We start from the raw sequence: 16047 nt of genomic DNA, 5'->3' as shown, positions 1-16047 counted from the left end.
AGGCCCCGTCACACGATGAGCAGTACTACGAACTCGCCGACGCACCACACGTCCACGATCGGCGCGATCGGCGCGCCGAGTCGGCGCAACACCGAGCTCGCGCTGCTGGTGTTCGCGGTTGTCATCCCGGTCTTCGCCTACGCCAACGTGGGCCTGGCCATCAACGACGAGGTGCCCGCCGGGCTGCTCAGCTACGGCCTGGGCCTCGGCCTGCTGGCCGGCGTCGGCCATCTCGTGGTACGGAAGTTCGCGCCGTACGCGGACCCGCTGATGCTGCCGTTGGCGACGCTGCTCAACGGGCTGGGACTGGTGGCGATCTGGCGGCTGGACCAGTCAAAGCTGCTGCAGCAGATCGGACAGGGCGGATCCGCCGCGCCTCGTCAGCTGATGTACACGGCGATGGGCATCGCACTGTTCGTCGCGGTGCTGATCTTCCTCAAGGATCACCGCGTCCTGCAGCGCTACACCTACATCTCCATGGTCGGCGCCCTGTTCCTGCTGCTGCTGCCCCTTGTGCCAGGCCTCGGCAAGAACCTCTACGGCGCCAAGATCTGGATCTCGGTCGCCGGATTCTCCATCCAGCCCGGCGAGTTCGCGAAGATCGTCCTCGCGGTCTTCTTCGCCGGCTACCTGATGGTCAAGCGTGACGCGCTGGCGCTGGCCAGCCGCCGCTTCATGGGCCTGTACCTGCCGCGCGGCCGGGACCTCGGACCGATCATCGTGGTCTGGGTTATCTCGATCCTCATCCTGGTCTTCGAAACCGACCTCGGTACGTCACTGCTGTTCTTCGGCATGTTCGTGATCATGCTGTACGTCGCCACCGAGCGGACCAGCTGGATCGTGTTCGGTCTGCTGATGTCCGCGGTCGGCGCGGTCGGTGTGGCCAGCTTCGAGACGCACATCCAGCAGCGTGTGGACGCCTGGCTCGACCCGATGCGCGAGTACACGCTCTCCCGCCAGGGCATCGGCGGTCACTCCGAGCAGGCCATGCAGGCCCTGTGGGCCTTCGGCTCCGGCGGCACCCTCGGCACCGGCTGGGGCCAGGGCCACTCCGAGCTCATTCGGTTCGCCGCCAACTCCGACTTCATCCTCGCCACCTTCGGCGAGGAGCTTGGCCTCGCCGGCGTCATGGCGATCCTGCTGATCTACGGCCTGATCGTGGAGCGCGGCGTGCGCACCGCCCTCGCCGCCCGCGACCCGTTCGGCAAGCTGCTGGCCATTGGCCTCTCCGGCGCCTTCGCGCTCCAGGTCTTCGTGGTCGCCGGCGGCGTCATGGGCCTTATCCCGCTGACCGGTATGACGATGCCGTTCCTGGCGTCCGGAGGTTCCTCCGTCATCGCCAACTGGGCCCTGATCGGCATCCTGATCCGCATCAGCGACACCGCCCGCCGCCCCGCACCGGCCCCCGCACCGAACCCCGACGCTGAGATGACCCAGGTGGTCCGTCCGTCATGAACAAGCCCCTGCGCCGGATCGCGGTCTTCTGCGGCCTCCTCGTCCTCGCCCTGCTCATCCGCGACAACTGGCTCCAGTACGTCAAGGCCGACACCCTGCGCGAGGATCCCGACAACCGCCGGGTCCTCATCGCCCGCTACGCCACGCCACGCGGCGAGATCGTCGTCGACGGCAGCCCGATCACCGGGCACAAGGAGACGACCAGCGGCGACTTCAAGTACAAGCGCACCTACAAGGACGGCGCCATGTGGGCGCCCGTCACCGGCTTCGTCTCGCAGGCCTACGGAGCCAATCAGCTGGAGTCCATCAACGACGGCATCCTCACCGGCACCGACGACCGGCTCTTCTTCCGCAACACGCTCGACATGATCACGGGCAAGGAGAAGGAGGGCGGCAACGTCGTCACGACCCTCAACGCCGCCGCGCAGAAGGCCGCGTACAAGGGCCTGAAGAGGCAGGGCGGCAAGGGCGCCGTGGCCGCCATCGAGCCGTCCACCGGCAAGATCCTGGCGCTGGCGTCGTTCCCGTCGTACGACCCTTCCACGATCGCCGGCAGTGGCGAGTCCGACGCCAAGGCCTGGAAGAAGCTCGACAAGAAGAACAACCCGGACGACCCGATGCTCAACCGGGCGCTGCGCGAGGTCTACCCGCCCGGCTCCACCTTCAAGGTGGTCACCGCGGCCGCGGCGCTGGAGAACGGCCTGTACACGGCCGCCGACCAGAAGACCAAGACCCCGCTGCCGTGGACGATGCCGGGAACCTCGACCGTGCTGAAGAACGAGGGCGACATCCCCTGCAAGAACGCGACGCTCCGGGTCGCCCTGCAGTGGTCCTGCAACACCGTCTTCGGAAAGATCGGCTCCGACCTCGGCAACGACAAGATGCTGGAGGAAGCCAAGAAGTTCGGCTTCACCGAGGAGCAGTTCACCCCGGTCCGCACCAGCGCGTCGGTCTTCTCCGACGACATGAACCCCTCGCAGACCGCGCTGTCATCGATCGGCCAGTTCAACACCGCGGCCACCCCGCTGCAGATGGCCATGGTCGCCTCGGCCGTCGCCAACAACGGCGTCCTGATGAAGCCGTACATGGTCGACGAACTCCAGACCCACAACCTCGACGCCATCGAGAAGACGGACCCCGAGGAGCTGAGCAGGCCCCTGTCGGCGGAGAACGCGCAGATCCTGCAGTCGATGATGGAGACCGTCGTCGAGGACGGCACCGGCAAGCGGGCACGCATCGACGGCGTCAAGGTGGGCGGCAAGACCGGCACCGCCCAGCACGGCGTGGACAACAGCGAGAACCCCTACGCGTGGTTCATCTCCTACGCCAAGGTCGACAACAGCGCGCCGGTGGCCGTGGCCGTGGTGGTCGAGGACGAGAACGCCGTCCGCGACGACATCTCCGGCGGTGGTCTCGCCGCACCCATCGCCAAGAGCGTCATGGAGGCGGTCATCAACAGCAAGAAGTGACCCCGCTCACGTCCCCTTCACATCGGTGCACGTTGCGATACCGGTCCTGTATCGGGTTACGGGCTTGGCCAGGTCACACAAGATGAGCCGGGTACGGTATGCCCGGACGGACCACCGCCACACCCACAAGGGTGAGGGCGGGACCGACGGAGAGGGCTGGTAGGTAGCTATGGAAGAGCCGCGTCGCCTCGGCGGCCGGTACGAACTGGGCCAGGTGCTCGGTCGTGGTGGCATGGCGGAGGTATACCTCGCGCATGACACCCGTCTCGGCCGCACCGTGGCGGTGAAGACGCTGCGCGCGGATCTCGCGCGCGACCCGTCCTTCCAGGCCCGGTTCCGCCGGGAGGCCCAGTCGGCCGCCTCGCTCAACCATCCCGCGATCGTCGCGGTCTACGACACGGGCGAGGACTACATCGACAACGTGTCGATCCCGTACATCGTCATGGAGTACGTAGACGGCTCCACGCTCCGCGAGCTGCTCCACTCCGGCCGCAAGCTGCTGCCGGAGCGCGCCATGGAGATGACGATCGGCATCCTCCAGGGCCTGGAGTACGCCCACCGCAGCGGCATCGTCCACCGTGACATCAAGCCGGCCAACGTCATGCTGACGCGCAACGGCCAGGTCAAGGTGATGGACTTCGGCATCGCCCGCGCCATGGGCGACTCCGGCATGACGATGACCCAGACCGCCGCCGTCATCGGCACCGCCCAGTACCTCTCGCCGGAGCAGGCCAAGGGCGAGCAGGTCGACGCCCGGTCCGACCTCTACTCCACCGGCTGCCTGCTCTACGAGCTCCTGACCGTCCGCCCGCCCTTCGTGGGCGACTCCCCGGTCGCGGTCGCCTACCAGCACGTCCGCGAGGAGGCGCAGGCCCCGTCGGTCTTCGACCCCGAGATCACGCCCGAGATGGACGCGATCGTGCTGAAGGCCCTGGTCAAGGACCCCAACTACCGCTACCAGTCGGCCGACGAGATGCGCGCCGACATCGAGGCCTGCCTCGACGGCCAGCCCGTCGCCGCCACGGCCGCGATGGGCTCGGTGGGATACGGCGGCTACCCGGACGACCAGCCGACCACGGCCCTGCGCGCCCAGGACGCCGGCGCCACGTCGATGCTGCCGCCCATGAACCCGGACGACGGCGGCTACGGCTACGACGAGCGCATGGACCGCCGCCGCCAGAAGAAGTCCAACACGTCCACGATCCTGCTGGTCGTCGCCGCGGTGCTGGTCCTGGTCGGCGCGGTCCTGATCGGCAAGTGGATCTTCGACGGCAAGAGCGCGAGCAACACCCAGGTGGCGGTGCCCAACCTCGTCGGCGAGAGCGAGAAAACCGCCAGAGGCCTGCTCACCAACAGCGACCTCAAGATGGGCACGATCACTCCCAAGGAGTGTGAGAACACGCCCAAGGACAAGATCTGCGACCAGGACCCCGACGCCGGCATCAAGGTCGACAAGGAGTCCACGGTGAACATCGTGGTCTCGACCGGCGCGCCGAAGGTGTCGGTGCCGGACGTCGAGGGCCAGCAGTACAAGGAGGCCAAGGCCGACCTTGAGGACAAGGGCTTCACGGTCGAGCAGAAGACCGAGGAGTCCGAACGGACCCCGGGCGTGGTCATTCGCCAGGACCCCAAGGGGGGCACCGAGCGGGAGAAGGGTTCGACGATCACCCTCACCGTCGCCAAGGAGGAGGAGAAGTCCACCGTCCCGGACGTCCTCGGCAAGACCTGTGACGAGGCGAAGGCCCAGATGACGGCCAACGAACTGGTCGGCAACTGCACCGAGGTGGAGACCCAGGACCCGAACCAGGTCGGCAAGGTCATCGCGACCTCGCCGGAGGCGGGCACCCCGGCCGACAAGAACTCCTCGGTGAACATCCAGATCGGCAAGGCGGCCCCGCAGAAGACCCGGGTGCCGACCGTCGTCGGTCAGACGGTGGGCCAGGCCAAGCAGATCCTGCAGCAGAACGGCTTCACGAACATCCAGTTCGCCAACGGCAGCGACTCCAGCGACAACGCCCTCGTCGCCGCCCAGGACCCCAAGGGCAACCAGGAGGTCGACGATCCTGCGAACACGCAGGTCACCCTGACCACTGTGAGCTTCGGCGGAGACAACGGCGGCGGCAACAACGGCGGCGGTGACAACGGCGGTGGTGGCATCTTCGGCGGCGTGACAGGAACGTCCGCCCGCACGGAGGACTGACCGCGCACTCGCTCCCAGGCCCCGGCACCCGATGCGGTGCCGGGGCCTACGCGTTGCCGGGACTCAGCAGCCGTCACGCTCTTTGCAGCCACTCCTGCCGGCCGCCGCACAGCCTGTGGAAACCCCGCACGCAAAAAGGCCCGAAGTCGCAAGCTTCAGTTGCGACTTCGGGCCTCCGGCATGCTGGGTGGCAGAGCTGCCCGACGAACCTCTGTGAGCCACTGCGTCAGCCGCGCAGCTCCTCCGGCGGCGTCCGCTCCTCGTCGACCTTCTCGACGCGCTCAAGCTCCCCCCACACCACATACCGGTACCGACTCGTGTACACCGGCGTGCACGTCGTCAACGTGATGTAGTGGCCCGCCTTCGTCTTCCCCGACTCCTTCGGGATCTTGGACAGCACCTTCACGTTGTACTTCGAGGTCTCGGGAAGGACCGCGTAGGCCTTGTAGACGTACCACTTGTCCTTCGTCTCGAAGACGATCGGGTCACCCTTCTCGATCTTGTGGATGTTGTGGAACTCGGCACCGTGCCCGTCACGATGGGCGGCGAGGGAGAAGTTGCCCTTCTTGCCCGACGTCGGCAGGGTCGCCTTCACCGGGTCGGTGTAGTAGCCGGCCACGCCGTCGTTGAGGATCTTCGCCGTCGTGCCCTTCTCGATCAGGATCTCGTCGTCTCCCATCGCGGGCACGTGCAGGAAACCGATGCCGTCCTTGGAGTCGAACTCGACCGGACCACGCGAGCCGTCGCCCTCGTGAGCCCAGACGTCACGCACCTTGTCGGCCTGCTTGTCCGCCGCACGATCGGCCAGAACGTTCGTCCACCACAGGGAGTAGGCGACGAACAGGCCCAGCACCAAGCCCGCTGTGATGAGGAGTTCGCCGAAGACGCTGATCGCCATCGCGACCCGGCCCATGCGACGACGTGCCGGAGGACGCCGTGACGCAGGGGCAGCCGTGTGCTGTTCCGTGCCGTCTGTGGTCGCTGCCACTTTTCATCTGCCCTTAACTGACGAGCGCATCCGGCTTGCCCTTGCTGCGCGGCCGTTCCTCGACCATCTTGCCCCAGACGATCATCCGGTACTTGCTGGTGAACTCCGGCGTACAGGTGGTGAGCGTGATGTAGCGCCCCGGCTTGGTGAAGCCCGCGTCCCGGGGAACCGGATCCAGCACACTCACGTTGCTCGGCGACGTCACCGGCAGGATCGACGCCATCTTGTACACGAAGTACTTGTCCTGCGTCTCCACGACGATCGCATCGCCCTGCGTCAGCCGGTTGATGTACCGGAACGGTTCACCATGCGTGTTCCGATGCCCCGCCAGCCCGAAGTTGCCGGTCTTGGCATCGGGCATCGCCGTCTTCAGCTTGCCCTCGCCGTAATGACCGACCATCCCCCGGTCGAGCACCTTCTTGTTGCTGATGCCCTCCGCGATCGGCACGACCACGTCCAGCTTCGGGATGTGCAGCAGCGCGAAACCCTGCCCGGGCTCGAAGCTCCCGGGGGCACGCTTGCCGCTCGCCCAGTCCTCCTGAAGGCTGCTCGCCTCCTTGTCCGCCTGCGCATGCGCCCGCACGTTCGTCCACCACAGCTGATAGCTCACGAACAGCAGCATCAGCACACCGGTCGTGATGAACGCCTCACCGATCGCCCGGCTGGCCAGCACCGCCGGACTGGGCTTGCGCGCCCGCGCCTGCCGACGCGCCTCCACGCGCGACAGCGGAACCCCGGACGCCGCCGAACCCGCCTCAGCGGCCTCCGCCGCCTGCCGACCGCCTCCACCACGCCCATGACGCCGCTTGGCGGCCTTCCTCCGGGCCGCACGGCCACCGGTCGGGGTTCCCGTGGTCGTCCCGCCCGATGAGGCCGCAGAAGCCGATATGGACGCTCCGGCCGGCGGATCCGCTATCCGCAGCGCCACCGTCTCGTCATCGGCAGGAGGCACGTACGGCTCCCGGTAACCCTCCCGCACCACAGGCGGCCCCCCGGCGCCGTAACCCTCGGCGCCGTAACCCTCGGCGCCCTGAGGGCTGTACCCCTCACCCTCGTACCAGTCCCCGAGCGCACCCGACCCCTCGTACGGCTGCTGCCCGTACGAGGTGCCCTGGTCGCCGACGCCACCGTAGGAATCCGACACGGACTCCCCGTACGCGGCACCGGACTCACGCTCGGGGCGCAGCGCGGTCACGCCGTAGCCCTGCCCACCACCGGGGCGAGCCCCGCCGACCTCGCCACCGCACCCTGGTCGCCGCACTCCACCAACCAGTTCGCGAGCATCCGGTGCCCGTGCTCGGTCAGCACCGACTCCGGATGGAACTGCACGCCCTCGACCCGGTGTTCACGATGCCGCAGGCCCATGACGATGCCGTCCTGGGTACGCGCCGTCACCTCCAGCTCGGCCGGCACGGTCTCCGGCTCCGCGGCGAGGGAGTGATAGCGCGTCGCGGTGAACGGAGTCGGCAATCCGGCAAAAACGCCCTTGCCCCCGTGCTCGACGAGCGAAGTCTTGCCGTGCAGCAGCTCCGGGGCACGGTCCACCACCCCGCCGTACGCCACCTGCATCGACTGCATCCCCAGGCACACTCCGAACACGGGCACCCCGGTCGACGCGCAGTGACGCACCATGTCGATGCAGACCCCGGCCTCCTCCGGCGTTCCCGGGCCCGGCGACAGCAGCACCCCGTCGAAGCCGTCCTGGGCGTGCGCCGTCGACACCTCGTCGTTGCGCAGCACCTCGCACTCGGCGCCCAGTTGGTACAGGTACTGGACCAGGTTGAAGACGAAGCTGTCGTAGTTGTCCACGACGAGAATGCGTGCACTCACTGGTCGTCCACCGTCACATCGTTGAAGGGCAGCAGCGGCTCGGCCCACGGGAAGACGTAGTTGAACAGCACGTAGACCACGGCCACGATCAGAGCGAGCGAGAGCAGCGCCCTCACCCACGCGTTCCCCGGCAGATGCCGCCAGATCCAGCCGTACATGCCGTCCCTTCCGTCGCACCACGGCACCAGACTCACGCCGTACAGCCAACAGACTAACGGCGCAACGCCTCCGGTTTCCCGGCCTCCACAGGCTGTGTGGAGTCCAGATGGGCCCACACGATCAGCCGGTGACTGTGGCCCCACTCCGGATCACACGTGGTCAGGGTCAGATATCGGCCCTTACGCGTGTACCCCGACTTACGCGGCACAGGGTCGATCACCTCAATGTCGGCAGGCACTGTTTTGTAGGGGCCTTTGTCGATCCGATAGGTGAACCAGGTCGTCCCGTCCGTCAGCACCACCGCGTCACCGGCTCGCAGCCTCGGGAAGTCCTTGAACGGATCGCCGTACGTACGGCGGTGACCGGCCACCGCGAAATTGCCCCTCTGTCCGAGCTGTGCCGTGCGCGTGTAATGCCCGAGGCCCTTCTTGAGCGTGCTCGCGGCCGTGCCTTCCAGAACCGGCTTGTTCCACGTGAAACCAAGACGCGGGATGTACATGATCGCAAAGGGCTCGTCCGCGACATACGGAGCGGGCCTCGCAGGACTGGCCCCGGAGCCCTCACCAGAACCGGCTTCACTCCCCGACGGCGCGACCGACGGCCGCACATCCCCCTGCGCCCAACGCTCCTGTAACCGGTCGATCTGGTCGTCCATGACACTGTCGGCCTTCACACCCGTCCAGAAGAGCACATAGACGACGAAAAGCACGATCACGGTGCCAACGGTGATGCACAGTTCGCTGACGGTCCTGACGACGACCCGCACCGGCAGCTCCAGAGAGGCTCACTCCACAGGCTTGGCGTACTGCAGATCCACTGTGCCCGAGTAACCCGGCAGAGTCACCGTCCCGTCCTCGGTCACTTTCCACCCGAGGCCGTAGACATTGACGTACACCATGTAGTTCTGGATCGACGGCGACGCCGCCAACGCCTTCTGCAGCCTCTCGGGATCACCCACCGCAGTGATCTTGTACGGCGGTGAATAGACCCGCCCCTGAAGAATCAGCGTGTTGCCGACACAACGCACCGCACTGGTCGAGATCAACCGCTGATCCATGACCTTGATGCCCTTGGCGCCGCCCTGCCACAGCGCGTTCACCACCGCCTGCAGATCCTGCTGGTGAATGACCAGGTAGTCGGGCTGCGGCTCCGGATAACCGGGCAACTTGGCCGTCGCGTCCGGCGGGGCGTCGTTCAACGTGACGGAGACCGCCTCACCCGTCACTTTCTGCGTACCCGCCCGCTTCTCCAACGTGGCCAGCTTGTCGTCCTCGGCCCTGGTACTTCCGTCGTCCCGCTCCGCCAGCGCCTCGACATCGTCCCGCAACGCCGCATTGGACTCATCGAGCTCACCGTTCTCATGGCTGCGCTCATGGATCAGGTCCGAAAGCTTCAGCAGCGAGGCGTCCGTACGGATATCGGTGCCCTTGGCCGTATTGAAGCTGGTGAAGAAAATGAGCCCCGCGAGAGCGAAGACGGCCGCGGTCAGCACCCGCACCGGCCGGAACCGGCCACGGACGGGACTGGATCCCGTCCCGGGGGAGTCGGCAGAATTGCTCAACGTACCCTTATCTCCTTCAACGCCACGGAAGCACTACGCTAACGGACGCCCGGGGGAGCAATCAGAGTCCCCTTGTACGCTGCCCCGGAGCCAGCCCCAGTTCCCTGCGCGGCCACGCAGCGCATCGACAGGAGAGACCCTCGTGCCGAAGTCACGTATCCGCAAGAAGGCCGACTACACGCCGCCGCCGTCGAAGCAGGCGACCGCCATCAAACTGAACAGCCGCACATGGGTAGCCCCCGTGATGCTGGCCATGTTCGTCATCGGCCTGGCATGGATCGTCGTCTTCTACGTCACCGATGGTTCCCTGCCCATCGACGCGCTCGGCAACTGGAACATCGTCGTGGGCTTCGGCTTCATCGCCGCCGGATTCGGTGTCTCCACGCAGTGGAAGTAGCCCTCGACCAGCCCTCGAAGCGGTCGCCCCGACGAGCGGCGACTTCGGGGTGAACTCAGCTCTGCCCTGGGCTATCCAATGAGTTATCCACAGCCGTTTTCCACAGTGTTGAAAAAGAAAGACGATCTGTGGATAACCCATCGGGCGTTGACGCCGGTGTGACGGAACGACCGGCCGACACCCTGTCTCGAAAACCTGTTCGCCCCCTGCCTGACCTGCGGAAACACAGGTCAGTGACAGGGGGCACAGTTGTTCCCGCGCGATGTGCACACGATCCGCCACACGCTGTGGACAACCGGGTACGTCAGGTGAGCTGAGCGGTCCTGAGCAGGGTCAGCAGGACCACGGCGACCAGTACGAGAGCGCTGGTGCCGTACTGCACGAGGGCGCGGTGCCGGCGCGGCGCGTGGACCATCGCGTACCCCGTGATGACACCGGCGACGAGGCCGCCGATGTGGGCCTGCCAGGAGATGTTGAAGCCCGGGCTGAAGGTCAGGATCAGGTTGATCGCCAGCAGGGCGATGATCGGCCGCATGTCCTGGTTGAGTCGTCGCATCAGGACGGCGGTGGCGCCGAACAGTCCGAAGACGGCGCCGCTGGCGCCGAGCGTCGCGGTGGCCGGTGAGGTCAGGAGGTAGGCGAGGGCGCTGCCCGCCAGTCCTGAGACGAGGTAGACGGTGAGGTAGCGGGCGCGGCCGAGGGCTGCTTCGAGGGGGCCGCCGAGCCACCAGAGGCTGAGCATGTTGAAGGCGATGTGCCAGATGGCCTCGTGGGTGAAGACGGAGGTCACGAGGCGGTACCACTCGCCTCCGGCGATGCCTTGGGTGGGGGTGAAGGGTGCGGGTGGCCAGGCGCCGAGGAGGACGAGGTCGTTCAGCAGCGTGTCGCTGGTCTGGACGGCGATGAAGACGGCGACGTTGATCCCGATCAGGATCTTGGTGATCAGATGGGGGTCTGCGGTGATGGTGCCGCCGGCGATGGTCCGGGGGCGGGCTGCGTCGGGGGCGTGCCCGGTGCCGGAGCCGCTGCGGACGCAGTCGGGGCACTGGAAGCCGACGGATGCGCTGACCATGCATTCGGGGCAGATCGGGCGTTCGCAGCGGGTGCAGCGGATGCCGGTCTCGCGGTCCGGGTGGCGGTAGCAGACGGGCAGGCTCTGGGCGTCCTGCGGGCTGCCTGCCGGCTGGTCCATGAGGTCCCCTCGGTTGTCGTACGCGGTGCGTGTGGAAATGCACCACCCCGCTCATCCTTACGGACGAGCGGGGCGTTTGGTTCCCTGTGGGGGTGCTGGACCAGCCCTTGTGGGTTTGTGCCTAGCCCTCGCGGGTCTCTACGACGACCGACTCGATGACGACGTCGTTGAGCGGGCGGTCGGTGCGGGGGTTGGTCTGCGTGGTGGCGATGGTGTCGATGACCTTCTGACTGGCCGCGTCGGTGACCTCGCCGAAGATGGTGTGCTTGCGGTTCAGCCAGGTCGTCGGGGAGACCGTGATGAAGAACTGCGAGCCGTTGGTGCCGGGGCCGGCGTTGGCCATGGCGAGCAGGTAGGGCTTGTCGAAGGAGAGGTCCGGGTGGAACTCGTCCTGGAACTGGTAGCCGGGGCCGCCCGTGCCGTTGCCCAGGGGGTCGCCGCCCTGGATCATGAAGCCGCTGATGACCCGGTGGAAGACCGTGCCGTCGTAGAGCTTGGCCGTGGACTTTTCACCGGTGGCGGGGTTCGTCCACTCACGCTCGCCCTTGGCGAGTTCGACGAAGTTCTTGACCGTGATCGGCGCGTGGTTCGGGAGGAGCCGGACCTCGATGTCGCCGTGGTTGGTCTTCAGGGTGGCGTAGAGCTGCTCAGCCACGATCTGCCTTCCGTTGTCTTCCTGTGACCCCCTGATCCTCGCATGGAAGGCGGCGTACGTCGCCCGGCACCCGTTTAACGGGCCGCAACCGTGTAGATCGTTTACGGAAAACCGGTCGAGTAGTCCCGTGACGGGAGCGCGATGCGGCGAACCGTGGCATTGTCGACGACAAGCCCGTGTTGCCCCGCAATGATCCTTTTATTGCAGTCGATCAAGTTCCATCGGCACCCATATGCCTGCCCGCACATGCCGCGGGGCGTTCTTGCAGGCATGATCCGTAAAAGGGTGGAAAGTCGAAATACCGTACGCCACCGAGGAGGAGGATCCCGTGACCCGCATCGACAGCGTGCGCGCCGCGACCGGCTCGGCGAAGGACAGCGTGCTGCACGCCGCGGAAGTGGTGGCGCCCTACGCCGACACCGCCAAGGACAGGGCCGCGCACTATGCACAGGAGGCACGCGTACGGCTCGCGCCAGTGGTGACACAGGCCACCGAGCAGGCCCGTGCGCAGGCGCGCATGCAGTACGGCACGTATGTCGCACCGCGTCTGGAGCAGGCCCGTGCGCACGTGCCGCCGAAGGTCGACCACGCCGCTCATGAAGCCGCTGCACGCACCCGCAAGGCTGCCCGGCAGGCCGCCGTCTATTCCCGGCCGAAGATCGAGCAGGCGGTTGCCGCGGCTGGGCCTGTCAGGGATGAGGCCGCCGCGCGTGGGGCTGCGGCGTTGGCCGCACTGCGCGGCCAGGTCTCGTCGAAGGAGATTCAGAAGCTGGTCCGCAAGCATCAGCGGCGCGCGAAGGCGGGTCGTGCGGTGAAGGGACTGGCGGTGTTCGGTGCCCTCGCGGGCGCTGCTTTTGCTGCCTGGAAGTGGTGGGACAAGCAGGCCAACCCGGACTGGCTGGTCGAACCGCCTGCTGCGACCGAGGTGCCGGAGTCGACGCGGCTGGCGTCGGTGGACGGGAGCCAGTCGGGTCTGGATCCGGAGGTTCAGGCGAAGGAGGCCGAGGAGGAGGCTGCCCGGCGCGACGAGGGCCGGTGATGTGACGGCCGGTGCTGGTCGTACGTCGAACTGGGCCGTGGGGCGGGAGACTTGAGGTCTCCCGCCCCACGGCCATGTTTCACGTGGAACATCGGCCGTTGTTCCTCAGGGGAGGTCTTCGCCCTGAGGCTCGCTGGCGCCTTCGGGTGGGTCGTCGATCGTGTGGTGGGCCGGGACGCGGGTGCGCTGGCGTGACGGCAGAGGGCTGGGCTGATGACCGGCTCGCGGGGTTTTCGGTGGGGTGGGTGCGGCGAGGGCGCGTATCCGGTCGGTGAAGTCGGGGTCGGGCAGGGGGAGGTCCAGGTCGTCGTCGACGTAGGCGACTGCGGCGGGGACGTAGTGCAGGACGGCGTTGACGGGCTCGGGGACGGGTGAGCTGTCGGGTTTGAGGGCGCGGAGGACGCGCAGCGTGGTGCTGATCTCGTCGTCGGGTTCGGGGGTGGGGTCGTCGGTGCGGATGGTGGTGTCGATGAGGACGGTGCCGTCGTTATGGGGGTGGTCGTCGGTGGGTCGGACACTGCGGGTGTAGCGGGCGTGTTGGGTCTGCCACCAGTCGGCGACGCCGTGCTCGCCGAGGGCTCGGTGGTGGAGGTAGAGGCAGTAGTTGGCGGCGGAGTCACCGGCGCCTGCGGCGTACTGCCACCAGAAGCGGGCTGATTCCTCTCGGGCGCAGAGCTGGAGCATGCAGCCGAGGACCCGGGCGCCTGGGGGTTCGGGGAGTGCTCGGGCGAGGAATTCTTCGAGGTCGGTGAGGGCGTCGGTGTGGGTGATGACCGTTTCGCAGAGGGTTTGCAGGTCATCGGCGGCGGAGCGTTCGTCGGGGGGCGGGGTGGGGCTCGGTGGGGTCGGGGGGACTTGTCGGCGGGTGGTGCGGGTCGGGGCGGGGCTTGAGGTGCCGGGGGTGCCGGGGGTGCCGGGGGTGCCGGGGAGGACGGCGGCTCGCACGGACAGTCGTACGGCCGCGGCGTCTATGGCTGCCTGGGGATAGGGCCGGCGGTGGAGGCGGGCCCGGGCGAGCAGGTCGTCAATGGGCGATGTCATCGGCTTTTCCTTCCTCGGCGTGTCCGTCTTCGGCCTGTCGGTCCTCGTCGGTGTGGGGGGTGTCGTCGGGCTGGGGGTCTGTGAGGTTCTTCCTGACGCCGTAGGCGTGCTGGAGGCGACGTTTGGCGTGGCGGATCGTGGAGCGCACGCCGGCCGGGGTGATGCCGAGGGCGGCCGCTATCTCGACCGCGCTGTAGTCGAGCCCGAAATGCAGTAGGGCGACATCCATCTGACGTGGCGGCAGTTGGCCGATCTCCGCGTAGAGGTTGAGGCTTTCCTCGAGTTGGCTGATGGGGTCCACGGCTTGGGCCAGTGCCACGGTCTCGAAGGCTTCGCCTATGAGGGCCGGGCGGCGGTCGCGGGTCCGGGAGTGGTCGATGGTGCTGTTCTTGAGCACGCGCCAGGCGTACGCGGCGGGGTTCTCCTTGGACAGGACGGTGGTCCACGCCTTGAGCAGCTGCTCGAAGGCGGCGTCGACCGCTTCCTCGGCGTCGTGCCAGTTGCCCAGGCGGGACTTGGCCCAGTTGACGTAGAGCGGCCGGTACATCTGGTGGAAGGCCTCGAAGTCCGGCGGCAGTTTTTTCATGCGCGGTGCGCGGGGTGCTTGGCTCGGCAGGTCCTGGCTCACGCCTGCCCCTCGTGGTGTGCGTCCTTGGCGGTCTCGGGGAGGTCGCGTCGCATTTCGCTGATGCCCGCGCGTACGCCGGCTGCGGCCAGTCGGCGCAGCAGTACGACCGTGTCGCGGCCGAAGACCCGTAGGGCGAGGGCTGCCAGGATCACCTCGCCGGCAATGTCCATGGTCACTGTGCTGGTGTGCCTTCCTGATGTCAGGCGAGGCCTCTCAGCACCCCCGGCGGCCTCGGGACGGCGCCTGTTTACGCCCTCCGCCCACGATGACGTTTGCAACGGGCTGTGTGTGCAAGTCCCGCACAGACTTTCTTAACGGAGCGCATCCTTCTGATTACCGGATTACGTTTACGCCAGTTCACACAAGGGCTGTACACGGGGACGGGCCACCCTGGCGCCACGTCGGCCACCTGCGCAAGCCGTTCGCAACCGTCCCGCGCACGGGATATTTGCGCAAACGACTGCAACGGCGGCACCTCGCACCACGTGACGCACGTCACTCAACACGGGCCCCACAGGCCACCGTGACATACGAGAACCGGCCAGATGCCTCAGGGGCGTCTGACCGGTTCGAGATGTGGAGCCTAGGGGAGTCGAACCCCTGACATCTGCCATGCAAAGACAGCGCTCTACCAACTGAGCTAAGGCCCCGGAAAGGGAACGTCCGACCGGAAGAACCACAATCCGTCGGGCGCCGCAGACAAGAGTACCGGGTCGGCCCCCGTATCTCGCAAAAAGATTGGGGGTCCCGATGAACGACCACTCTCCGTAAGATGCTCGGCGTGGTTCGCTACAGCGAACCGCGGTTTTAGGGGAAGCGATGGGGAGACGCAATGGACGCCGCACAGCAGGAAGCCACCGCAAGAGCGCGGGAACTGCAGCGGAACTGGTACGGGGAGCCGCTGGGGGCGCTCTTCCGTAAGCTCATCGACGATCTTGGTCTCAACCAGGCTCGTCTCGCGGGGGTACTGGGACTGTCCGCACCGATGCTGTCGCAGCTGATGAGCGGCCAGCGCGCGAAGATCGGTAATCCCGCCGTGGTCCAGCGGGTGCAGCTGCTGCAGGACCTGGCGGGGCAGGTCGCGGACGGCAGCGTGAGTGCGGCCGAGGCCACCGAGCGCATGGAAGAGATCAAGAAGTCGCAGGGGGGCTCGGTGCTCAGCAACACCACGCAGACGACGAGCAGTTCGGGGGCGCCCACGGTCAAGCGGGTGGTCCGCGAGATCCAGTCGCTGCTGCGCTCGGTGGCAGCGGCGGGAGACATACTCGACGCCGCGGACAGCCTCGCGCCCAGCCACCCGGAACTGGCAGAGTTCCTCCGGGTGTACGGCGCCGGTCGCACCTCCGACGCGGTCGCGCACTACCAGTCGCACCAGAACTGACTCTCTGGGCGCGTGCGCCCGAGACGGTTCGGCAGCCGGCCTTCGGGCCATG

The 16047-nt window shown here is 67.2% G+C and carries 17 protein-coding genes and 1 tRNA gene; 6 read left to right on the top strand and 12 right to left on the bottom strand.

Features of this window, described 5'->3' with window-relative positions; genetic code table 11:
- The first annotated feature begins 15 nt into the window (after positions 1-15).
- The 3 genes from ACFYNL_RS17265 (at position 16) to pknB (ending at position 5124) form a co-directional block, all read left to right on the top strand.
- The gene (locus tag ACFYNL_RS17265; RefSeq protein ID WP_388803498.1) at positions 16-1455 is read left to right on the top strand and encodes an FtsW/RodA/SpoVE family cell cycle protein; all 1440 of its coding nucleotides are present in this window, start codon (positions 16-18) and stop codon (positions 1453-1455) included.
- Entirely contained in the window at positions 1452-2924 is a 1473-nt protein-coding gene (locus tag ACFYNL_RS17260) for a peptidoglycan D,D-transpeptidase FtsI family protein (protein WP_388803495.1), read from the top strand. Before ACFYNL_RS17265 ends, ACFYNL_RS17260 begins: the two co-directional genes overlap by 4 nt.
- Positions 2925-3093: 169 nt before the next feature.
- Entirely contained in the window at positions 3094-5124 is a 2031-nt protein-coding gene (pknB, locus tag ACFYNL_RS17255; RefSeq protein WP_388803492.1) for a Stk1 family PASTA domain-containing Ser/Thr kinase, read from the top strand.
- Between the two features lie 226 nt (positions 5125-5350).
- Here pknB and ACFYNL_RS17250 read toward each other — a convergent pair whose 3' ends face one another.
- Genes ACFYNL_RS17250 through ACFYNL_RS17225 form a run of 6 tightly spaced genes read right to left on the bottom strand, consistent with a single transcriptional unit; the run spans position 5351 to position 9662 of the window.
- The gene (locus ACFYNL_RS17250) at positions 5351-6112 is read right to left on the bottom strand and encodes a class E sortase (protein ID WP_388803489.1); all 762 of its coding nucleotides are present in this window, start codon (positions 6110-6112) and stop codon (positions 5351-5353) included.
- Between the two features lie 13 nt (positions 6113-6125).
- Complete coding sequence (locus ACFYNL_RS17245; protein ID WP_388803486.1) at positions 6126-7307, bottom strand: class E sortase; 1182 nt, start codon at positions 7305-7307, stop codon at positions 6126-6128.
- Positions 7304-7942: an aminodeoxychorismate/anthranilate synthase component II gene (locus tag ACFYNL_RS17240; protein WP_388803483.1), complete on the bottom strand. Its 639-nt coding sequence runs from the start codon at positions 7940-7942 to the stop codon at positions 7304-7306. The genes ACFYNL_RS17245 and ACFYNL_RS17240 overlap by 4 nt, the downstream gene beginning before the upstream one ends.
- The gene (locus ACFYNL_RS17235; RefSeq protein ID WP_388804640.1) at positions 7939-8136 is read right to left on the bottom strand and encodes a hypothetical protein; all 198 of its coding nucleotides are present in this window, start codon (positions 8134-8136) and stop codon (positions 7939-7941) included. Before ACFYNL_RS17235 ends, ACFYNL_RS17240 begins: the two co-directional genes overlap by 4 nt.
- 17 nt (positions 8137-8153) lie before the next feature.
- On the bottom strand, positions 8154-8867 hold the full coding sequence (locus tag ACFYNL_RS17230) for a class E sortase (protein ID WP_388803480.1): 714 nt from the start codon (positions 8865-8867) through the stop codon (positions 8154-8156).
- A gap of 18 nt (positions 8868-8885) precedes the next feature.
- Complete coding sequence (locus ACFYNL_RS17225) at positions 8886-9662, bottom strand: DUF881 domain-containing protein (RefSeq protein WP_388803477.1); 777 nt, start codon at positions 9660-9662, stop codon at positions 8886-8888.
- Between the two features lie 142 nt (positions 9663-9804).
- Between ACFYNL_RS17225 and crgA the strand changes: the two genes are divergently transcribed.
- Positions 9805-10059: a cell division protein CrgA gene (gene crgA, locus ACFYNL_RS17220; RefSeq protein ID WP_019756195.1), complete on the top strand. Its 255-nt coding sequence runs from the start codon at positions 9805-9807 to the stop codon at positions 10057-10059.
- A 304-nt stretch (positions 10060-10363) separates the two neighbouring features.
- On the opposite strand, the gene ACFYNL_RS17215 is transcribed toward crgA, so the two are convergent.
- Entirely contained in the window at positions 10364-11251 is an 888-nt protein-coding gene (locus ACFYNL_RS17215) for a rhomboid family intramembrane serine protease (RefSeq protein ID WP_388803473.1), read from the bottom strand.
- Between the two features lie 121 nt (positions 11252-11372).
- The gene (locus ACFYNL_RS17210) at positions 11373-11906 is read right to left on the bottom strand and encodes a peptidylprolyl isomerase (protein ID WP_388803470.1); all 534 of its coding nucleotides are present in this window, start codon (positions 11904-11906) and stop codon (positions 11373-11375) included.
- Positions 11907-12234: 328 nt separating this feature from the next.
- On the opposite strand from ACFYNL_RS17210, the gene ACFYNL_RS17205 reads away from it, so the two are divergent.
- Positions 12235-12945, top strand: coding sequence for a DUF5324 family protein (locus ACFYNL_RS17205; RefSeq protein ID WP_388803467.1), 711 nt, complete (start codon positions 12235-12237; stop codon positions 12943-12945).
- 105 nt (positions 12946-13050) lie between these two features.
- Here ACFYNL_RS17205 and ACFYNL_RS17200 read toward each other — a convergent pair whose 3' ends face one another.
- The 4 genes from ACFYNL_RS17200 to ACFYNL_RS17185 all read right to left on the bottom strand — a co-directional run bounded on the left by ACFYNL_RS17200 (position 13051) and on the right by ACFYNL_RS17185 (position 15264).
- On the bottom strand, positions 13051-13986 hold the full coding sequence (locus ACFYNL_RS17200) for a hypothetical protein (protein WP_388803463.1): 936 nt from the start codon (positions 13984-13986) through the stop codon (positions 13051-13053).
- Positions 13970-14614 (bottom strand): RNA polymerase sigma factor, encoded by a 645-nt coding sequence (locus tag ACFYNL_RS17195; RefSeq protein ID WP_388803460.1) that lies wholly within the window; start codon positions 14612-14614, stop codon positions 13970-13972. The genes ACFYNL_RS17200 and ACFYNL_RS17195 overlap by 17 nt, the downstream gene beginning before the upstream one ends.
- Entirely contained in the window at positions 14611-14784 is a 174-nt protein-coding gene (locus ACFYNL_RS17190; RefSeq protein ID WP_388803457.1) for a hypothetical protein, read from the bottom strand. The genes ACFYNL_RS17195 and ACFYNL_RS17190 overlap by 4 nt, the downstream gene beginning before the upstream one ends.
- Before the next feature lie 407 nt (positions 14785-15191).
- Positions 15192-15264 (bottom strand) — tRNA-Ala (locus ACFYNL_RS17185).
- Between the two features lie 182 nt (positions 15265-15446).
- Between ACFYNL_RS17185 and ACFYNL_RS17180 the strand changes: the two genes are divergently transcribed.
- Complete coding sequence (locus ACFYNL_RS17180) at positions 15447-15995, top strand: hypothetical protein (protein ID WP_019753195.1); 549 nt, start codon at positions 15447-15449, stop codon at positions 15993-15995.
- Positions 15996-16047: the final 52 nt, after the last annotated feature.

It is taken from the genome of Streptomyces sp. NPDC007808, from assembly GCF_042868655.1.
GTDB lineage: Bacteria > Actinomycetota > Actinomycetes > Streptomycetales > Streptomycetaceae > Streptomyces.
Note: the sequence above shows the minus strand (reverse complement) of the source record. Positions and strands in the feature narration are given on the sequence as shown.